Below are 18,721 nucleotides of genomic sequence, written 5' to 3'. Positions count from 1 at the left end.
TAAATTTAAATAATTTCCTTTTCTGTATTACTGAAACAGGAGCTGATGTTTCTGCATTCTTCTTCTCTTTGATTGCATCTTGTAGAAACCTTGGTATTAACCCAACTGATTACTTGGCTCATTTGTTTCTTAATTGTAATAGGATTAAAAATGGTGACAGGGAAGCTTGGAGAGCTTTGTTGCCTGGAAAGTGTAAGCTTGATGATGTTATTGAACTTAGAAAACAAATAGCTGAAGCTAAACCTCTTGAAGGAAGAACAGAGCCTTATGTTCTCAGAGGTTGTAACCATTAAGTTGGTATTTAAACAATTAAATCTTTTATTCATAAGGACAGTTTAAAGAGCTGTCCTTTTTAAATAAATAAGCGGTGAAATTACGTTTACGTTTACGGAATATGATGCCTGATTATTAACAGGATCATCATTATTCCAGTATGTGACACCGAAATTGGTGAACATCTTGAACAACTCAAGCTTTGATATCGCTGTTGATTCAGTCTTCAGGTTCAGGTAGCCGGAGAAGATATCCTCCGCAAGCTGGGAAAGCATCTCATCGTACCAGTCAGGTGTTTTCACACCCTTTACTATCTCATCACAGATGAATCTCAGCATGTGCTGGAACTCATGGGTCAGGGCTGAAGCACACTCTTCCATCTCATCCAGCATATCGGAATTGATGTAGAACATCCGGGCCTCATTGGTTTCGTAATCAGTATTGTTTTCTAAATTGTATTTACCAATGTATGATTTAGTATACATATCAAGGGTACTGAAATAGCCACCAATGGAGTCATCGGTCATGGGCACAACAATGATGTATATCTTCTCATTGGCATAGGTTATGAATTTTTTCGTATCCTTTACCGTATAATCTGAACATGTGCCGAAAAGCGCTGTTTCCAAAGCATAAATAGTGTCAAACTTCTCCTGAAGTGTCTTAAGAGAACCCTCAGGCACCTCCAGGCTGTCCTTACACCAGATAAGACAGTGCTCACCTGATTCCTTCAGTGTCATGGAAACTTCACGGAAAGCTTTATTACCTTCTTCATCACTGTCATAGACAAAGAATTGCTTAACCGCTCCAATCTTATCACCGGAATCAGTGAGGGTCACCCTGACGCCTTCTCCTCCCACAGCGCCCGATAAGCCCCGTGAGGCCATTCTGACACTCACATCTTCTGCCGGTTTTTCTGAAACAGCCGAAGAATAGGACTTTATGTACCCGGTATCAGAAAGGGAAACTGTCTTATCCGGAGAGGAGTTGTAACGGATCATGTACCTTGGACCTGAATCCGTAAAGCAGAAAGTCCGCTCGTTATTCTTTGGAGGATTCTGCTCACCGCTGCATGAAAACAGAACCATTAAAATGGAAATGAGAATGATTGAAAACGTAACTCTTCTTCTATTAATCATAACACTGCCTTTAATCCCTTACATACTGCCGGGATTCCGGCAGTATACATTTTTCATGCGTCATCAGAACGATCTCATATAGTCAATCATTACGTGCCCCAAATTGACTTTTGACCATGAGTCGATGTACGATTCTTTCACATCAGTATCAAAGCAGGCGACAAAGACACTGTTCTGAGGTGTAATACGGGCCTCAGCACTGGTCCATATAGGCGTACTTGATCCTTGATATTCTTTTATCAGTCTGGCCTCTTCAGGTGATGGAATGTACCAGTCATTGCATTTATTGGTCTTATTCAGTACCTGCAGACAGCTCCATATCGTGTAGTTGTCTCCCATCCCTTTAGGATCAGGCTGAGTATAAGGTGATGAAGTATTGATGTTCGCAATACCCCTCTTTGCCTCTTCTCCTTCTTTTATAAGGCCCAAAACCAGCTGAGTATTGTACTTACCTCCACCTATTTCGGTTTTGTTTGCCCCTGTTATCGGGAACTGGAATGTTCCATTCACGGAGTAGGTCCACGTAGCATCTGTCCTTTCCCAACCAGGACGATACACATAGAATCTGTCCTTTGTTATTGTTGCACCATTCTTCAGTTCAACAGAGTAATAATCCGGGGTGAATCCTATGGTATGAATCATACCCGGTTCATAATTCTGCCAGGTACCATCGGATTTAAAGAATGAATAAACAATATTCTCATCCCTTGCCTCGGGATCATCATACATAAGGGCACCTCCGATCGGATATCCCCATACAGCCTTAAACGACACACTAGTTGAAGGAATATAATTCTCAAAAGCCTTAATATAGTTTCCCTTGCCTGCATCCATATTATACCATGACATGAATTTAGATCCCTTTGGCCATCTTGATGGATCAGGATATAGCATCTTAATATTATCTCCATCCTCAACTTCAAAAGTAGCTAATAGATTATCACCATCATAGAATTTAATGGTATTTACCTTCTGCCAAACGGCTTCGACCGAAACTCTTTCATTACCAACAGCGATATGCCACTTTCCATCTATTTCAGCGATAGGTATTTCTGTTGATTTATACTTCCAACCTAAGAAACGGTAGCCTTCACACTCACACCTTGGAAGGCGTATTACAGAATATTGTTTTGCAGTAGTATCATAATCCTCAATTATCTTCGCATTATTATGCACAAGATCATAATTAATTTCTACTTCATAAATAGGAGTGAGGGTTATATCATCTCCGCTCACCCTGAATAAGCGGTATGCATTGACATCCTCACTTGGAAGTTTCTGAATGTCATCATTCGGATCACTGCTGTTCCACCCGGTTACGACAACACCTTCTTTATTCAATTCAGGGATTATAACCTCGCTGAAGAGCTTTCCTTCTGTCTTAGGTGGCTCTTTCCAGACTGCACCTTCCCCGATGTTATACTGGATGTTATATTTTTTACCCACCCATAATGCCTCTATGGTCATGTACTTATTTTTTTCATCAATCTGCCATACAGTGAAGGTAGTACCATCTTCTGATACTGTATTTGGAACTACACGCCATCCAACAAAATCATAATTATCTTTGGTAAGGCCTGTGGGAAGAGTAATCACTTGATCCGTATAAGCCTGACGGGCAACACTTATATCCCCGATTTCGAACCACTTTAACTCAATGAGATTAGCCTCCCATTTTGCTTTAAGCGCAATATCTTCATCAGGCATTTTAAAGGAATAAATATCATCATCCTTTTTTATTTCAACTTCAACATCACTTGACTCCCATCCGGCAAACACATATCCGGCCTTTTCGGGGGAAGCCACTATGAACACTTCCTCATCCTTATATGCACTCTCAGGATACCACTGCTCAGCGAAATCACCGCCGCCCAGGACATATGTTATTCCATATCTGTCTGCTGAATACTCAGCCTTTAAAGAAACACTATGGCTTGGCATTTTAAAGTGGTAACCAAACTTTGTTAAATCAAGTTTAACATCATCACTTGTCCACTTGACAAAATGAAAACCAGCTAATTTAGGTTTTTCATCAAGATAAACATCAGAATCTGTTTGTGCAGTATCTTCAGGAGGAGTTGTTACCCATTCTCCTCCATTTTTTTCATATTTAATATTGTAAAGATTTCCAGGCTCCTTAGGAGGTTCATTATCACAGGAGAACAAGAAAAATATTAGTAAACTAAATAAAATTAACGTAATCTTTTTCATATCATTATTCCTTTAAAATGACCTTAGAGGTATTACATATCCACCAATGTCTTTATATACATTTTCCCATTGAGGGGTTTCATACTTTCCTTGAGAGGTTTTACCATCTCCATTCCACATCTTGTAATAAGTATATTCTGCAACAAATGGATCCTCTCCTCCCACCTTTCCTGCTTCAGAACTTGATATCACATCTCTTGAAAGGATACGATTATATTCATCTGAATCTTTATTATAGAGGACATCAATAAGCTTTTTATAATCGCCATAGCTTCCGACATACCAGTCTGTTGAATAATTCATGTCCTCATTCTTGCTGTTGACATAAAACCAGACGGACTGCCTGTCTGAGTCATGAAGCGTAGTAGCGTATGTGCTGTTACCGATGAGATAATCACTATAAAAAATCGGTTTATCCTTCTCTATAATGCCAAACAGATACTCGGTGTTATACTTTCCGGCCCCCATTACGCTTCCTTCCGTCGAATTAACACCCAGGCGAGTATCAAATGACCTCGTTAGTTCCCTTACATCGAAGTGGTCCGGTACCCAGTAAAGATTATCTTCATGTTTTACGGTATCATACGCGTAGAACCTGTCCTTTTTCCTGTCCCTGCTACTTGTCCAGTAATATACGGCATCTGCCAGATCCTTATAGCATGAATATCCATAATCAAGCGTAAAATGATAATCTATTTTCTTAAGATCCTTATCGAAGAACAGATACTGATTTTTGTTTATATTCGGATCAAAATCATCATAGAAAATTCTTCCGTTAATCGGGGTTGCATAAACTGCATTTAGAGTAATGTTTTTATTTACTTCTGTTATCACTTCATTACTCGTATACAATTTATATTCATCATTATTATCAACCCAGCCTGCGAAGTTCTCCAGTGCAGGTTTGAGATTTTCCCTTACTTTATATGCTTCTCCTGCAATTACATTATCGGTTGTCATTCTCTGTCCATAACAGTAGTAAACGACTTTATAGACATTTTTCCACTTTGCTGTAATAGTCTGTGGGGCATCAGAACGCTGTGTTAATTCATAGCCTTTATCTGTTTTAGTAAGTAGCTCATCACCTATATACCATCCATCAAATTTATATCCATACTTTGAAAGTGATGGTAAGTAAATTGTTGAGCCGTTTTTAATACTTTCAGGTAAGAAACCATCTGCAGCAGCATTATCAATACCTTCGTAATTGATTTTAACTTCCCAGTTAGCTGTTAATACTACATCTGATTTAGGCATTTCAAATGTATATGTTCCTTCTATTGCTCCTAAATTAAAAATTATTTGAGGATTGCTAGTCCATTCAGTTAATACATGGTTATCATAAGTTAACCTTGGTAAATCGATGATATCACCAGCAAAGCCTTTAACTGGTAATTTATCTTGTCCAGAAACACTTTCACCAACATTGTTATAAGTAATACTATATTCATTACCCTTCCATAGAGCTTTAGCAATAACATCCTCACCACTCATCTTAAATTGTATTTTTCCATCTTCTGCAAGAAAAACTTCTGCACCTGTTATTTTCCAACCTCTAAAGTTTCTTTCTTCTTTAGTTAAATCAGGAAGAGTAATTACATCACCAGTAAAAGCAATAGTTGGATATTGGCTTGGATTAAAATCAGAGCCTTCAGTTCCTGTATATGTAATGCTATTACTATTTGTTCTCCATTTAGCTTCAATATCAACATCCTTTCCTGGCATTGTAAAGGACCAAATTTTATTATGACTTAACTCTACATCTTCACTTATCCAGCCAATAAAGGTGTAACCCTTTCTAACTGGTTCAGCAATAATTTCTACATTCTGTCCATATCCCGCAAAGTCCACGAAGTAGCTTCCGTCCCAGACGGCACCTTCCCCTAATATGTATGAAATCATGAAGGCCTTATCACTGAAAACCGCTTTCAGGGAAACTTTTTCTGTAGGCATGACGAAGGACCATCCGTCCTTTGTCAGAGAGATGTCAACATCATTGGACTGCCAGCGCACGAACTCACTTCCGGTCAGTTCCGGGTCCTTTGATATGATGACCGTATCATTTGTACGTGCCTTGGTTGCAGGCTCATACAGTGAAGGCCAGGCAGCTCCTGAAAGGTCATAACTGATCGGGTTAATGTTGGCACTCCATATGGGTGTGACATTCACGTCCTCGGCAGGCATGATGAATGAGAATTCAGTCTCAGTGGTACCTTCAACTTTAACCTGCTCACTCTTCCATCCCGTGAGCGTATAACCGCGTTTCTCGCAAACAGGGAGTATTACCCTGTTGTTGAATACGGCACTCGTCATCGGTGCTTCTTCCGTCCAGTAGCCTCCATCCAGTGTATAGATGATGGAATGAGGCAGATTATCAACATGCACTGGTTCACAGGAAACCATCAAAGCCACTATGGCAATCATTATCATTATGAGGGATTTCTTCATATTTTTTACCGTTATTTATAATACTCACGGCTTTTTCGAGTTACAATATTTCAAATCCCCCAAAACGATTTTTTTTCGAATGAAAGGTGTTCAGTGATGACATGCAATGGTAAATCAGGCATAAAGCACTGCACAGCAACAATATTTTTATCTAGCGCTGTGCTGAAGAACACATGCCAGCCATTCTTCTTTTCTCCATATGTGGATTTAATTGTACCACACGGCAAACCTGACTGTAAGAAAAAGAGCTGAGCACTACCATGATTGCCCAAATGATTCGTGAATCAATCCCTTTTCATGCAGTATGTTCCCTATCGGGAATTGATGTTATCCCCAGCAGGAGATTAGGGACATAGAGATCTTCATCAAGCTCGTCCCAATGAACACCCAGGCCACCTCCACTGAGATTATAATTCAGAATCTGTTCTGAAGTGGCATTCTTTAGCCTTGGAAAGCAAACAATCGGAATGGAAAGCTGTCTGCCATACACCAGAAGTAACCAAAGGTTATTATCATCACTCCATACTCTTACAGCTTTTGCATTATTAAGAGAAAAATCCATTCCAGGCATCCTTTATCAGATTAGTATTTGAAATAATAATGGACTCAATCTCCCTTAGCTCTTTTTGCAGAAAAACCTATATTATCAGCAAACATAACTTTTTCTCCTATCCAGTATTTAGCCAAAGCACCATGCTTTCTGACATGTATATGACAAGGTTCAAGAGGATTTTCTTCATTGAAAAAAAATAACTCTAAGCAGTGCCTAGAGTTATTCGTTCGTGAGAGACGGGGATCGAACCCGAGAGCTTTTGATAAATTAGGGAAATTAGAGAAATATTTGCTTTCCTTATTTATACTTAATTTCTTCCTTTTGCTTTAATTTCCTCTATTATATTCCAAAAGTTTTTCTCAAAGTTTCCTCAAAGCACCATTAAAAGTTTCCCATTTTCCCGCAGATGAATTTTTTGAACTACGAAATCTAGGCTTTATCAACACCAAGAAATGCGGTTTTTCCTACAATCATAACCCCTTCTGTTGTGCTTTTGGTTCTGACTCCTTTGCATAAACATGCAATTTGGGAATCCATATCTATTTGTTTCCCTATCTATGTTTTTCTTTCAATTCTCCTCAACATGTAAATCGTATCGTTTTGATTCACATAGTCATTATTAGGCTATTTCTACAATAGAAGCTTTACTATTTTCAATTAATCCAAATTAATCTAAATTGATTTTTTTCTCAATTTAGCATATATTATAGATAGCTGGATAACCAGTTAGGGGCTGGTCGATAGACCCGGGTCCCCCTCAAGAGCGGGCAGGACGCCCGCTATTTTTATTTTCCAGGGAGTAACTAGTGAAAGAGCTAAGCATATTCGTTGACGAATCAGGGGATTTTGGCGATTACGCTGAACACTCTTCATACTACATCATATCAATGATTCTTCATGACCAATCAATTGATATAACAAAAGATGTGGACTGGTTAGAAAGCAAACTTGCAGACCTTGGTTATCCAAATCATTGCATGCACTCAGGACCTATCATCCGAAATGAGCAAGAGTATAGAAAAGACACACTTGATAACAGACGTAAATTACTGAAAGCGATAATGGTGTTTTTCAGGCATCTTGAAATTTCCTGCAAAACAATAGCTATTGAGAAAAAACATATAGTAGATCCGCTTGAAGCTGTATCTAAACTATCTAAGTTGCTTGCAAGATTCATTAAGGATAATTATGAATTCTTCATAGACTATGATGTTGTAAAAGTCTATTACGATAATGGACAGGTTGAAATCACGAAGTTGCTTTCCTCTGTATTCAATGCCCTTCTTGATAACGTCGAATTCAGAAGGGTATATCCTTCTGACTACAGATTGTTCCAAGTTGCAGATCTTGTGTGTTCACTGAAACTACTCAAGTTGAAGATGGAAAGTCATGAACTTGCAAAAAATGAGTTGTTGTTTTTTGAACAAGAAAGAGTTTTGAATAGAAAGTATCTAAAAGTGTTAGAAGATAAAGAAAAGTTATCTTAGATTGCATTCAAACGTTATTTGCTATCCATCAATTCCTATTCTGTATAAAGGTAATCACCCCTTTGTTTATAGATAACTTCTTTGATATATAATCCTCAATCATAGCGATAAGTAATACTTTATCCCAAAGTTATCCCAAAGTTATCCTAAAGTTATCCCAAAGTTATCCCGATGTTTCCCGATGTTTTCCGATGTTTGCTGATGCATCGGAATAAGTTCGATGTAACCCCCTATTCACTTCAGCATCTGCTCTATTTTTGTATACTCATCGAGTGTTGCTGCTAGTTTATCTATCAATTGAGCCTTATCAATATTGGCCTTATCGAAGTATGCATCAGCTTCATCTACCGGACGAAGGATCTTTTTAACTAATCTTTGAGATTGGATATCAAGAGCAACTTCAAGCTGCAGCACTTTCTTTGATAATAAATCTTGTTCACTTGTTATAAACTGGTTCCAAAGTTGATCTTCCATCTCTCTATCAAATGGAGCCAGGTAAAGTTTGGTATAAGGATGAATATTAAACTTTTTTCCAAACTGCTTAACAATATCATAAGGCAATCATTACGTTTATTGGTAGAGATGATAAATATGAAGAAGTTGTACTCGCATCTTTCATCTATGGAAAGCTCAACCCATTATTAAAGAAAGAAGGAGAATCTATAGATGTTGCTAGTCTTACTCTCAAAGATGTCGTTGAAGATTTCTATTCACTTGAATCCCAATTGTATATTATACACTATAAACTTTTACCCGTCTTTGAATACCATCGTCTTTATCAGAATTTATATTGATTTATGTATTGTTTTTATAATAATGTATTGTTATAATACAAAAAAAAGGTAATTAGAATGTTTTCCAAAGAATCAGTAGAAGTCTGGAAGAACCTTCCAAACAAGAAACAGACAATCATTGCGACTTTAAATAATGCCAGTGGAGACATTGTATCTGAAATGAGAAACAATCCTCAGCACACTTTACAATACTATAATGCCTTGCTTTTGCTCTTGGATAAGGTAATTCTAGAAATTTCATCGAGGAACATATTCGATGCACCTGAAGGATGGTTCTATTCATTTGAGGTGACAAACAAAAGTGCATCCCTATATATTAGGCATATCAATGATATTCAGGAAGATGAAGACGGTAATCTTGTTCTTGATATCGACGAGAGATTTCGATTAATCAACTACCCTGTTAAATTACTAACAGTTGAGCAGTTTGCAATACGTTCTAAGATTGAGGAAGTAACCGTCCGCCAGTGGATTAGAAGAGGAAAGCTAAGAAATGCTATCAAAGTCGGTGGGGAATGGAGAATACCAGAAATTACTGATCCCCCAACAAGAGGATTTACTCCTGTAAGATATTATAACAATGGCCATTACTTATCTCTTCCAAAAGAGATTGGTGTTTCAATTAATCAAAATCCATGTGTCATTGATATAAATAAATCAAAAGCTGAAAAAGGGTACTTGATACTTTTTGATTATGTTCCTGCATTTATCCATGAAAAAGTCCTTACAGATGCGGAAAGAGAAAAGATAGAGCTTATGTTGATAAGCAATTCAAATATAACCAATTCAGCATCGGTAGTCGGTACATGGCCAAAAGTTAAAGAAGTTGAAAAACTTGTATCAAATTACCGTTCGGGTTCTATGAGACTTCCAGATGATTGGAATGAGAATTTGTTCTAATTGCTATAAGCTCCAGACTTTTATATAGGGGATGGATACATAATTGTGAAAGTTTTTATCGTGGAACAAAGAATTACATTAGGAGAATATTAAGTGGAAGCAAAGAGACATATAGCTAATGAGATTCAAGAATACGCACTAAACGAAAAAGGAGAACCTATTCATATCAAACAGATTGATAAATCACATAATGGTTTAGCATGTAACTGTACATGTCCAATCTGTGGAGAAAGTCTGATTGCAAAAAAAGGTAATGGAGGAAAAGTTCCTCACTTTGCCCACAAACAAGATTCTCCATGTACCCATCCTGAATATATAAAGCAGACAAATATCCATGCTATGGCAGAACAGATTTTCCTAGAGGAAAAGGAAATCGAGTTGCCATCGTTGTCTTCTCAAGCAGGAAATTATATTGCTTATTTCTTCCGCGGGGGTAAATGGCAAATTGAAGAAGTCGAACTGGAAAAGAAAATTTCAGACTTTATTCCAGATATAATACTGAAGAAAGGCAACGCCACTCTTCTCATTGAAATATATGTTACACATGCTGTAGATGAAAATAAGAAGAATAAAATCATTGAGGCCAATCTACCCGTAATTGAGATTGATCTCAGCGAATTTGTTCATGATGACATGACAAAAGAAGATTTGAGGTTACACTTAAGAGAGACAGCTAGAATGAACTGGATTCATATGCCAATAGCTGTTATTAAGGAACAGAATTTCAACAATACAAAAAAAACTATCCAATCTCTAAGCCAAATCAGAAAATAAATGATTGTCCACAAGCTCAACCTAGAAAAAATGTGACAATAGAAACATGTAGAAGTTGCTTTTACTGTGTAGGGTTAAGCGATAATCATGTTGATTGTTTGTATGACTTTCGATCATCAAAGGATTGGGGGAAATATCTATTTCCAAAATTACAACCTATCAAGGAAAATTTAGTCAAGCAAATAAGAACACCATTTTATGGTTATCAAAATAATTATTCATATCAAAAGAAAAAATCATATGGAAACAGGTATAAATCAAAGAAAGGAAAGTATAAATGGTAAAAGGAGAGAAATATTGTTAGAGTCCGCTTGAATTAACCATTTGGGAGTGCGGACGCTAACATTTGGAAGATATATCTGGTGCTCTTCGTGTTTAAAGACAAATGGATCACACATGAGACTTTGCAAGAATGAGCAGGTTGAGCATAAATCATATTACAACATTGTTAAGCTCTCTAAAGAAGCCTGTAGGCTTTGGAAGCCATCTCTGAGGGATATTACAGAGGATGAGAAGGATTCATCATTGTTTGATGATTTTGTTACCATTCCTACTCCAAGAAAATAGTCTTTACTCCACCTTTTTGCAAAGGACAAGTGCAATAGAATTATTATTGACCACAGAAGAATAATAGTTTTTACTTAATACGTGGCCTGATTCGAAACGGTAGGCGGTTGTTCGCTCCATGTCGCTCTTACGGCGTGGAGGTCTTTCCTCCATAGACTTAATGTTGAAGGAGGTGACTGATATGTCAGATTATGAAACTTTTAGTTTAATAATATTGCTTATCGGTTTAGTAATTTCAGCAATTTCGCTTGGAATTACTATTGGTAAAAAAGATAAAAATAATCGCCACTAGTTCTGCCAAGATCTATAGCGGCGATTTTTGCTGTTAATAACTTGGAGTGAACGCCGTCTATCGACAGGCCACTTCCTATTTGTATAATAACCTCTCAAAGCTTATTGCGTCAATCATTTGATTTTCTTCAATACAACCTTACTTCATCGATAAAATGTGCAATTGTTTATCTACAAGTCTCTCTTCATTATTCTTAGATAGTCTACACATTTGACAAGAAGGCTAAACTTATTAAAGCTTTTTGCCACAATTTACACATTTTTCCCATTTTCTCGCAGCTTTTTTCTCAATTTTTCTCAATATCAGGTTTTACGGGGACAAAAAAAAGACTCTAAGCATTATACCTAGAGTCTTGTTCGTGAGAGACGGGGATCGAACCCGCGATCTCCGGCGTGACAGGCCAGCGCGATAACCAGCTTCGCTACTCCCACATGACAGACATTAAGTTACACGAATATGGAAAAACTGTCAACAGTTCTTGTGATATTTTTTGTCTTTTTTTATATATTTTCTACTTCTTTATATTTATTCCTTTTATAGCAATGAATTATAATATTCACAATTCCATAAAAATAAATCATTAATGAAGCAAAAACAAACAGCTTAGCGAACAAATCTGGATATTTTGTGTAGAAAGTTAAACCTCCCTTTTGACCTATTGGGATATCATATATTCCATAGGTTTGTTCAAAAGGTTCTAGCTGACCAACTATTTCTCCACTAGGTAAAACTAAACAGGTAATCCCACTATTTGTACTTCTTAGCAATGGTCTTCTATTTTCAACAGCTCTAAATACAGAAAGATTCATATGCTGCACCTCTGCACTAACAGCCTGCGACCAGAAATCATTTGAAAGATTAATTAAGATATCTGCTCCATTTTGTACAAACTCAGCAGAAAGATATCCAAAGGTATCTTCAAAGCAAATAGGAGTTGAGAACCTTAATCCATCATATTCGAAGACGGTTGCTTCATATCCCTTCTCCCACCATTTATAATCATTCTTTAATAAAAGCTCATATAGCCAAGGGAGCTGTTCCTTATATGGGAAATGCTCAGTAAATGGTACTAGATGCTGCTTTCTATAGCTACCAGCGATCTCACCTCTATTGAAGAATAAAACAGTATTATAGGTTTTCCAGTTATATGTTAAATCCTCATTTATAGGTGGCTTAGTTGGGTCATCAATTACACCCTCAGGATTTCCTGTAATTAATGGAACAGGAAGAGATGTACCATATTCTACAAATTGTTTACATAGCCATGCTCTTGAGGAGTTATCAAGAACCTCCAAGTTCCATCTAACAGATGGTACAAAGGCAGTTTCTGACCAAACAACAAGATCAACATCAGGACAAGCCGCTATTGCTTCGTCTGTTAATGCAACGAGTCGCTTAAAGCATTCATAGTAATCGGCCTTCCAGGTATCATTAACATGCTGAATAGCAGCTATTTTAACACTTCTATCTGCTTCCTTTTTATCATAATAATCCTTAGCAAAGAAACCAAAGGTAAGAGTAAAAGCATATAATAAAACCGAAATAATGATATCAACTAAATAATACTTTAGCTCAGCTTCATTGAGCATTTCTGCAATTAGTGTTTGCAAGAATACCATTATAAAGGCAAGACCCCAAATACCAGTTATAGAAACAATTTGAATAAGTGTAGTATAACAATAAACAGCACTTGTAAGATTTCCATATGGATATCCTAAGAAGCCCTGCTGAGTTAAATATAGATATGAAACATATACTAATGTTTGACCTATATAGTATCTTCTTTTAAAGATCTTTTGTACGAGCTTTATTGCAGGAAATAAAATTAAATATTGAGCACTCTTTAATATTGGTGCGATTAATATAGCAAGTGGATGGAAGGTACTAAGCCAATAGTTATAGCAAACGAAGAATGTAAAGCCATAAATAGGTCCTAGTATTATACACTCAAATATTGAGGATCTATTGATAATAAAAAATATAGGTATTAAATAGATGAAGGCTAAAAAGGCATAGCCACTCTCGCTAAAGTAGTTTGGAAAAGCAAAGGAGGCTAAAACTGAATATAACAATAATACAAATAGATGAATTGTAAACTTAAAAAGACGTTTCACACTATTAATAATGCCTTAAAAAGAATAATGTGACAAATATATAATTTTTTATTAAATTTGAAATGGGGTTAATATGCAGTATCAAATATTAAAGTTTTTCCAGAGTATTCAAAATCCTTTTTTATCAGTAATCGCTAACTGTCTTTCCTTTTTGGGAGAAGCCTTAATTCTGATTGTAGTTGCAATAGTATTTTACTATGGAATAGATAAGAAAAAGGCCTTTTCATTTATCTCATCTATGCTCTTTGCATTAATTGGAACTAATGGGTTAAAGGCTATATTTAGAAGTCCAAGACCATTTGTAGTTCACAACGATTTATTAGCAGATAGAGTTGAAACAGCGGATGGATACTCATTTCCATCGGGGCATACAACAACGGCCACCTCCTTTTATATCTCCTTTGCAAAGGCTATTGGCTCAAAAGCACTATTTATTGGAGCCTTTATACTATCACTATTTGTAGGGCTCTCTAGAAATTATTTATTAGTACACTGGCCAATAGATGTAGTAGTTGGTTATATTTTAGGTACTGCAACAGCACTACTATTAACTCCATATATCCTAAAGCATTATGATGATATTAAGTGGTATAACCGCTTTTGCCTCTTAGTAGGAGCCATCTCTTTAGTATTTTCAATAGTATTAACACCATTAATGACCTTTAATATTGTTGATACGCTAGCATTCTCTCCTCTTGTTGACATCACAACAATTGCAGGAGGAGCATATCTAGGAGCATACCTTGAGAGAAAATATATTAGCTTTAAGGAGTGTAGGAATTTTAAAGCTACACTAATAAATACTCTTATTTGTATAGTATTTTTACTTCTTTTATACGCTATTTCAAATTTAATTGGAGATAAGTATTTTAGACACCTATTTAGGTTATCAACAATAAGCTTTACTGTATTCTATCTATATCCACTATTTGCAACTAAGGTAGGATTATTAAAGAAATGAATAAGGTAGAAAAGAAGATATATACAATATCAGCTCTCTTAATAGTAGTAACTACTGTATTAACATTTTTTCTACCAAATAATATTAGCTTAACACTAACAGGAGGTAGAGAGAAATCACGGTATTATCTAATACTTCTCTCTTTAATACCATTAGTAACAGCTTATATCATATCGATTTCAAAGCTTTCCTATGCTATTTCTATCTCCTTCCTAGTATTTATTTCTTTTTATATAGCTCTAATAGTACTATCCTCTTTTGGAATAGCTATTCCTGTAGAAGCATTAGTATTGTTTGTTTTAAGTCTTTGCATGCTTGCTATCGCACTATTAATAAAAAAAGAGGATAGCAAAGTAAAAATTAATCTTAAATATGTCACAAGCGAGCTTATATATAAACGTCTTCAAAAGGCTGGATGCTTTATGTTCATAACACTTTCTTGTGAGATGCTTATTTTTTCTATATTAATATTTTTAAATTTAGTAAAGCCAAGCATAGCAATACCTGTAATATTAATTACAGGCTTTGTCTATGCATTAATAATTTTAAAAATAAGTATTAAAAACAAATAGTTTTAGGATAGTGACTACCCTTAAAAAGGAGGTAGTCATCTAAATCTTCCTTTTCTTTAATAGCTTCCTTTGAAAGCATATAGCAAAATAGAAGGCCACAAACATATGCATCATCGGCTGCATTATGAGCATTGTATGTAAGATCTAATACCTCGGGAACAATCGAAGTAAGTGCATAGCTTCTATGAAGAGGCATGAGCTTTCTACTCATTTGAAGAGTACAGTAGTACTCATACTCTGGCACAACAATATCACATGCTGCTAATGAATACTTTAAAACACTCATATCAAAGGATGCGTTATGAGCAACTAAAGGACAATCACCGATAAAGGCCTTAATCTCAGGCCATAGTACATCAAAGGTTGGAGACCTTAATATCGATAATTCTGCTAATCCATTAACAGCCATACAGCGAGGATCAAAATATGGGTATTTTGGTCTAATTAGGGCATAGTACTCAGAGAGTACCTTACCCTTTTCATTCATTTTCTTTAAACCAATTGAGCACGCAGAATCCTTCCTTTGATTCGCTGTCTCAAAATCGATAGCAACAAATATCATTTTAGAGTCTCTGGAACTACTGCCTGGAATACCTTACCATTTACTCTTACATGGTACTCTTCATCACAAGATGGAACAAAGCAGCATTCACCTTCCTTAAGCTCTATATGGTCATTTGAGGTTCCAACTCTAGCAACACCATCTGTACACAAAATTAGTGAAGGCACAGCTTCATTAATATCGTAGCTACCACTCTTAAGAACTAAAAGATTAAAATCATCTGTAGGAGTTTCAATTCTTTCTCTTAGGAATCTATCTGTACTCTTTTTACAAATATTAGGGCTTGATGCACTCTTAGTCATAACACTAATAAGCTCAGGAACGTCAACCTTTTTGTGTGTTAAGCCACCTCTTAATACATTATCAGAAAGGCTCATAAGCTCAACACCATTACCCTTAACATATGCATGTAATACAGTAGGCTTTAAATATACAGCCTCACCTGGGCGAAGATGAATAACATTTAATAGATAAGGCATTAATACACCTGGATCTACACCGTAGAGAGGATAAACATTTTCTACAATGCCTCTAGCTGTTAGGTAAGAGCCATTAATTGTTGACTCCTCTTCACTCTTTTCAATGTTAGCTAAGAATTCATCAATTACACCCTTTAAAGAATCTACATCGAGTGTATAGAGTCTATAGAATAAATCTGCTATATCCTTTGAGGATTCAAAATATGATTCAAAAGCTGATGGAATTAGCTTCTTTAAATTGTAGTTTATTGCTTCAAAGCTTCTAAAGCCACACATTGCAGTAACAGGAGTTAATGCATATAAAACCTCTGCCTTTTGGTTATCATCCTGGTAATTAAGATCCTTTGGAAGCACACCCTTCTCTCTTAAAGGAGCTTCCTTAGCAAAGCCTGCTTTAGCCTGCTCTCTAGTTGGATGGCACTGAATAGAGAGAGGAGTTCTTATTGCAAGCACCTTTAATAAAAGAGGTAGCTTATCACCTAAACGATCAATACAAATCTTTCCAAGATATTTCTCAGGATTACTCTTAATTAATTCAGAAAGCAGGGTCCCATCCTCTAAGACAGCTTCACCAGATGGGTGAGTACCAAACCAAGCCTCAGCCTGTGGCTTTCCATTTGATTTATATTTAAATAAGGATGGTAGAAAATCTAAGCTTCCCCAATCATACTCCTTGATTACACCTTTTATCTTTTTAATTTCCATTTACGACTCCTAAAATAATCTTACCATTAACATAATGAAAATGCACCATGAATTCATGGTGCATTTAAAACTAAATCAAAGTACTTAAATCATTCCTTGATAAATTTTGGAAGGAAAATAATTGCAAGAGCAAAACAAATTAAAGATGTAATCCAAGCTGCAACTGCTGAAAGTGTAAAGCCTCCAACAATAAATCCAATAAAGGCACAGACTGCAACTGTTAATGCATATGGAAGCTGTGTTGCTACGTGCTCGAGGTGAGGACAGCCCGCACCAGTTGAGGAAAGAATTGTTGTATCTGAAATTGGAGATGCATGGTCACCAAATACAGCGCCACCAAGAACTGCACTAACACAAATTAAAGTAGCATTTAATGCTTCTGCAGAACCAAGACCCTTACCAGCACTTAAGCCAACTGCGATAGGCATTACGATTGGAATCATGATTGCGAATGTACCCCAAGAGGTACCAGTTGCAAATGCAATTAAAGCAGAAAGAATAAATACAATAGCTGGAACTAAAGCAAGTGGGAAGCCACCACCAACTACTACCTCAGAGAGGAAGGAAGCAAGACCTAAGCCACCATCAGCAGGAGATGACTTAATAATAGTACCAATAGACCAAGCCATAACTAGAATTACTAGAGCTGGAACCATTGATTTAATACCATTAATGAGTGCTTCACTAGCGTCCTTAATCTTAAATAGACCTCTACAGATATAGTAAATATATGTAAAAGCTACTGTAATAATAACTGCATACCAAAGAGCCATTGAAGCATCGGTATTATTAAAAGCATCACCAAGAGACATACTTGCAGCTGCTTGAGAAACACTTGTAATAGTCTCGCCATCAACAGTTAATAGATAGGTTGTAAATGGGAACATAATTAATGCAGAGATGATAAGAACTATGATAGGAAGTAACATATCAAACATCTTAGCGTTTTTAGCTCTACCACTTGTAACAATTTCTACTTCACCTGGAGCATCACCATAGGCTTCATTAAAGAGCTTACCCTGTTCAGCTAGCTTTTGGCTCTTCTTCATAGGACCATAATCACGATTAGTGAAGATAATTGTTAATACCATAATTAAGGTTAAGATAGCATAGATATTGTATGGTACAGCTTTGATGAAGAATGCAAATTCGCTCATTCCAAAGCTCTCAAAGCCTTCACTACCCTTAACAATAGACATTACTGTAATAACCCATGAGGAAATAGGAACCAAGATACAAACTGGAGCGGCAGTTGAGTCAAGAACCCATGCAAGCTTTGCTCTTGATACTTTGTTTTTATCAGCGATAGGTCTCATGACTGTACCTACAGCAAGAGAGTTGAAGTAGTCATCAATAAAGATGATGATACCACAAAGCCATGCAAGGAGTAGGCTTGTTTTTGGACTATTAATTTTCTTTCTTGCCCAAAGACCAAATGCATTAGCACTTCCTGTTCTACTAAGCATACCAACTAAGCCACCAAGTAGAGCACAGAATAGGAAAATTCTAATATTCCAACCATCAGAAAGCACATCAGCCATTAAATCTGTAAGGTTTAGAATAGCAACGATAGGATTTCCACCTGCTGCAATTAATGCACCAGAGATAATTCCTAAAAATAGAGATACAATTACATCCTTAGTAATAAATGCTAGTGTAATTGTTAATACAGGGGGAATAAGACCCCAAATTCCAAAATGAGCCATAAATTATCAAATTTCCTTTTTACATACTCTACAATAAAAGAACTTAGAATACTAGTTAATTTTGAACTTTTTGTAAAAATAATCACCATTATGTTAGTATTTTAACAAGAATCGATATAATTACAATATTTTTGGCTTTTTAGGTATAAATAATTACTATAAAAATCTGAATAGAAAAAAGGAA

17 protein-coding genes and 1 tRNA gene are annotated in these 18,721 nt (G+C 36.2%); 7 read left to right on the top strand and 11 right to left on the bottom strand.

The window, feature by feature from the left end; translation table 11 throughout:
- Positions 1 to 293 (top strand): transposase domain-containing protein (locus tag FYJ80_RS09950; protein ID WP_206361064.1); only part of this gene is annotated, 293 nt, incomplete at its 5' end.
- Between the two features lie 42 nt (positions 294 to 335).
- Here the strand turns inward: FYJ80_RS09950 and FYJ80_RS09945 are convergent.
- The 5 genes from FYJ80_RS09945 to FYJ80_RS12290 all read right to left on the bottom strand — a co-directional run bounded on the left by FYJ80_RS09945 (position 336) and on the right by FYJ80_RS12290 (position 6,929).
- Positions 336 to 1,412, bottom strand: a complete 1,077-nt coding sequence (locus tag FYJ80_RS09945) for a hypothetical protein (RefSeq protein ID WP_154426471.1) — start codon at positions 1,410 to 1,412, stop codon at positions 336 to 338.
- Between the two features lie 63 nt (positions 1,413 to 1,475).
- Complete coding sequence (locus tag FYJ80_RS09940) at positions 1,476 to 3,623, bottom strand: InlB B-repeat-containing protein (RefSeq protein WP_154426469.1); 2,148 nt, start codon at positions 3,621 to 3,623, stop codon at positions 1,476 to 1,478.
- Positions 3,624 to 3,635: 12 nt separating this feature from the next.
- Positions 3,636 to 6,071 carry an InlB B-repeat-containing protein gene (locus FYJ80_RS09935; protein WP_154426467.1) on the bottom strand — a complete coding sequence of 812 codons (2,436 nt, stop codon included), beginning with the start codon at positions 6,069 to 6,071 and terminating at the stop codon, positions 3,636 to 3,638.
- A 295-nt stretch (positions 6,072 to 6,366) separates the two neighbouring features.
- Complete coding sequence (locus FYJ80_RS09930) at positions 6,367 to 6,633, bottom strand: DUF2442 domain-containing protein (RefSeq protein ID WP_154426465.1); 267 nt, start codon at positions 6,631 to 6,633, stop codon at positions 6,367 to 6,369.
- A 44-nt stretch (positions 6,634 to 6,677) separates the two neighbouring features.
- Positions 6,678 to 6,929, bottom strand: a complete 252-nt coding sequence (locus FYJ80_RS12290; RefSeq protein ID WP_407921435.1) for a DUF4160 domain-containing protein — start codon at positions 6,927 to 6,929, stop codon at positions 6,678 to 6,680.
- Between the two features lie 501 nt (positions 6,930 to 7,430).
- On the opposite strand from FYJ80_RS12290, the gene FYJ80_RS09920 reads away from it, so the two are divergent.
- Positions 7,431 to 8,111, top strand: a complete 681-nt coding sequence (locus FYJ80_RS09920; protein ID WP_154426463.1) for a DUF3800 domain-containing protein — start codon at positions 7,431 to 7,433, stop codon at positions 8,109 to 8,111.
- A 234-nt stretch (positions 8,112 to 8,345) separates the two neighbouring features.
- Here the strand turns inward: FYJ80_RS09920 and FYJ80_RS09915 are convergent, their stop codons facing one another.
- Complete coding sequence (locus FYJ80_RS09915; protein ID WP_154426461.1) at positions 8,346 to 8,672, bottom strand: hypothetical protein; 327 nt, start codon at positions 8,670 to 8,672, stop codon at positions 8,346 to 8,348.
- 290 nt (positions 8,673 to 8,962) lie between these two features.
- On the opposite strand from FYJ80_RS09915, the gene FYJ80_RS09910 reads away from it, so the two are divergent.
- The 3 genes from FYJ80_RS09910 to FYJ80_RS09900 all read left to right on the top strand — a co-directional run bounded on the left by FYJ80_RS09910 (position 8,963) and on the right by FYJ80_RS09900 (position 11,146).
- A complete protein-coding gene (locus tag FYJ80_RS09910; protein WP_154426459.1) occupies positions 8,963 to 9,805 on the top strand; it encodes a helix-turn-helix domain-containing protein in 843 nt (280 codons plus the stop codon).
- Between the two features lie 93 nt (positions 9,806 to 9,898).
- Positions 9,899 to 10,579, top strand: a complete 681-nt coding sequence (locus FYJ80_RS09905; RefSeq protein ID WP_154426457.1) for a competence protein CoiA family protein — start codon at positions 9,899 to 9,901, stop codon at positions 10,577 to 10,579.
- Positions 10,580 to 10,975: 396 nt separating this feature from the next.
- Positions 10,976 to 11,146: a hypothetical protein gene (locus tag FYJ80_RS09900; protein ID WP_154426455.1), complete on the top strand. Its 171-nt coding sequence runs from the start codon at positions 10,976 to 10,978 to the stop codon at positions 11,144 to 11,146.
- 649 nt (positions 11,147 to 11,795) lie between these two features.
- Here the strand turns inward: FYJ80_RS09900 and FYJ80_RS09895 are convergent.
- Both FYJ80_RS09895 and lnt read right to left on the bottom strand, forming a co-directional pair.
- Positions 11,796 to 11,869, bottom strand: a tRNA-Asp gene (locus tag FYJ80_RS09895).
- 69 nt (positions 11,870 to 11,938) lie between these two features.
- Entirely contained in the window at positions 11,939 to 13,552 is a 1,614-nt protein-coding gene (gene lnt, locus FYJ80_RS09890; protein WP_328596779.1) for an apolipoprotein N-acyltransferase, read from the bottom strand.
- Positions 13,553 to 13,625: 73 nt separating this feature from the next.
- Between lnt and FYJ80_RS09885 the strand changes: the two genes are divergently transcribed.
- Together FYJ80_RS09885 and FYJ80_RS09880 are read left to right on the top strand one after the other, a co-directional pair.
- Positions 13,626 to 14,513 (top strand): phosphatase PAP2 family protein, encoded by an 888-nt coding sequence (locus FYJ80_RS09885; RefSeq protein ID WP_154426453.1) that lies wholly within the window; start codon positions 13,626 to 13,628, stop codon positions 14,511 to 14,513.
- Positions 14,510 to 15,085, top strand: a complete 576-nt coding sequence (locus FYJ80_RS09880) for a hypothetical protein (RefSeq protein ID WP_154426451.1) — start codon at positions 14,510 to 14,512, stop codon at positions 15,083 to 15,085. Before FYJ80_RS09885 ends, FYJ80_RS09880 begins: the two co-directional genes overlap by 4 nt.
- On the opposite strand, the gene FYJ80_RS09875 is transcribed toward FYJ80_RS09880, so the two are convergent.
- From FYJ80_RS09875 to FYJ80_RS09865, 3 genes are all read right to left on the bottom strand, one after another.
- Positions 15,072 to 15,647 carry an exonuclease domain-containing protein gene (locus FYJ80_RS09875; RefSeq protein ID WP_154426449.1) on the bottom strand — a complete coding sequence of 192 codons (576 nt, stop codon included), beginning with the start codon at positions 15,645 to 15,647 and terminating at the stop codon, positions 15,072 to 15,074. The two genes, FYJ80_RS09880 and FYJ80_RS09875, sit on opposite strands and share 14 nt — an antisense overlap.
- Positions 15,644 to 16,831 (bottom strand): mannose-6-phosphate isomerase, class I, encoded by a 1,188-nt coding sequence (gene manA, locus FYJ80_RS09870; RefSeq protein WP_154426447.1) that lies wholly within the window; start codon positions 16,829 to 16,831, stop codon positions 15,644 to 15,646. Before manA ends, FYJ80_RS09875 begins: the two co-directional genes overlap by 4 nt.
- Positions 16,832 to 16,920: 89 nt before the next feature.
- Positions 16,921 to 18,537: a Na+/H+ antiporter NhaC family protein gene (locus FYJ80_RS09865; RefSeq protein ID WP_154426445.1), complete on the bottom strand. Its 1,617-nt coding sequence runs from the start codon at positions 18,535 to 18,537 to the stop codon at positions 16,921 to 16,923.
- Between the last annotated feature and the right edge of the window lie 184 nt (positions 18,538 to 18,721).

Source organism: Bullifex porci (assembly GCF_009695635.1).
GTDB lineage: Bacteria > Spirochaetota > Spirochaetia > Sphaerochaetales > Sphaerochaetaceae > Bullifex > Bullifex porci.
Note: the sequence above shows the minus strand (reverse complement) of the source record. Positions and strands in the feature narration are given on the sequence as shown.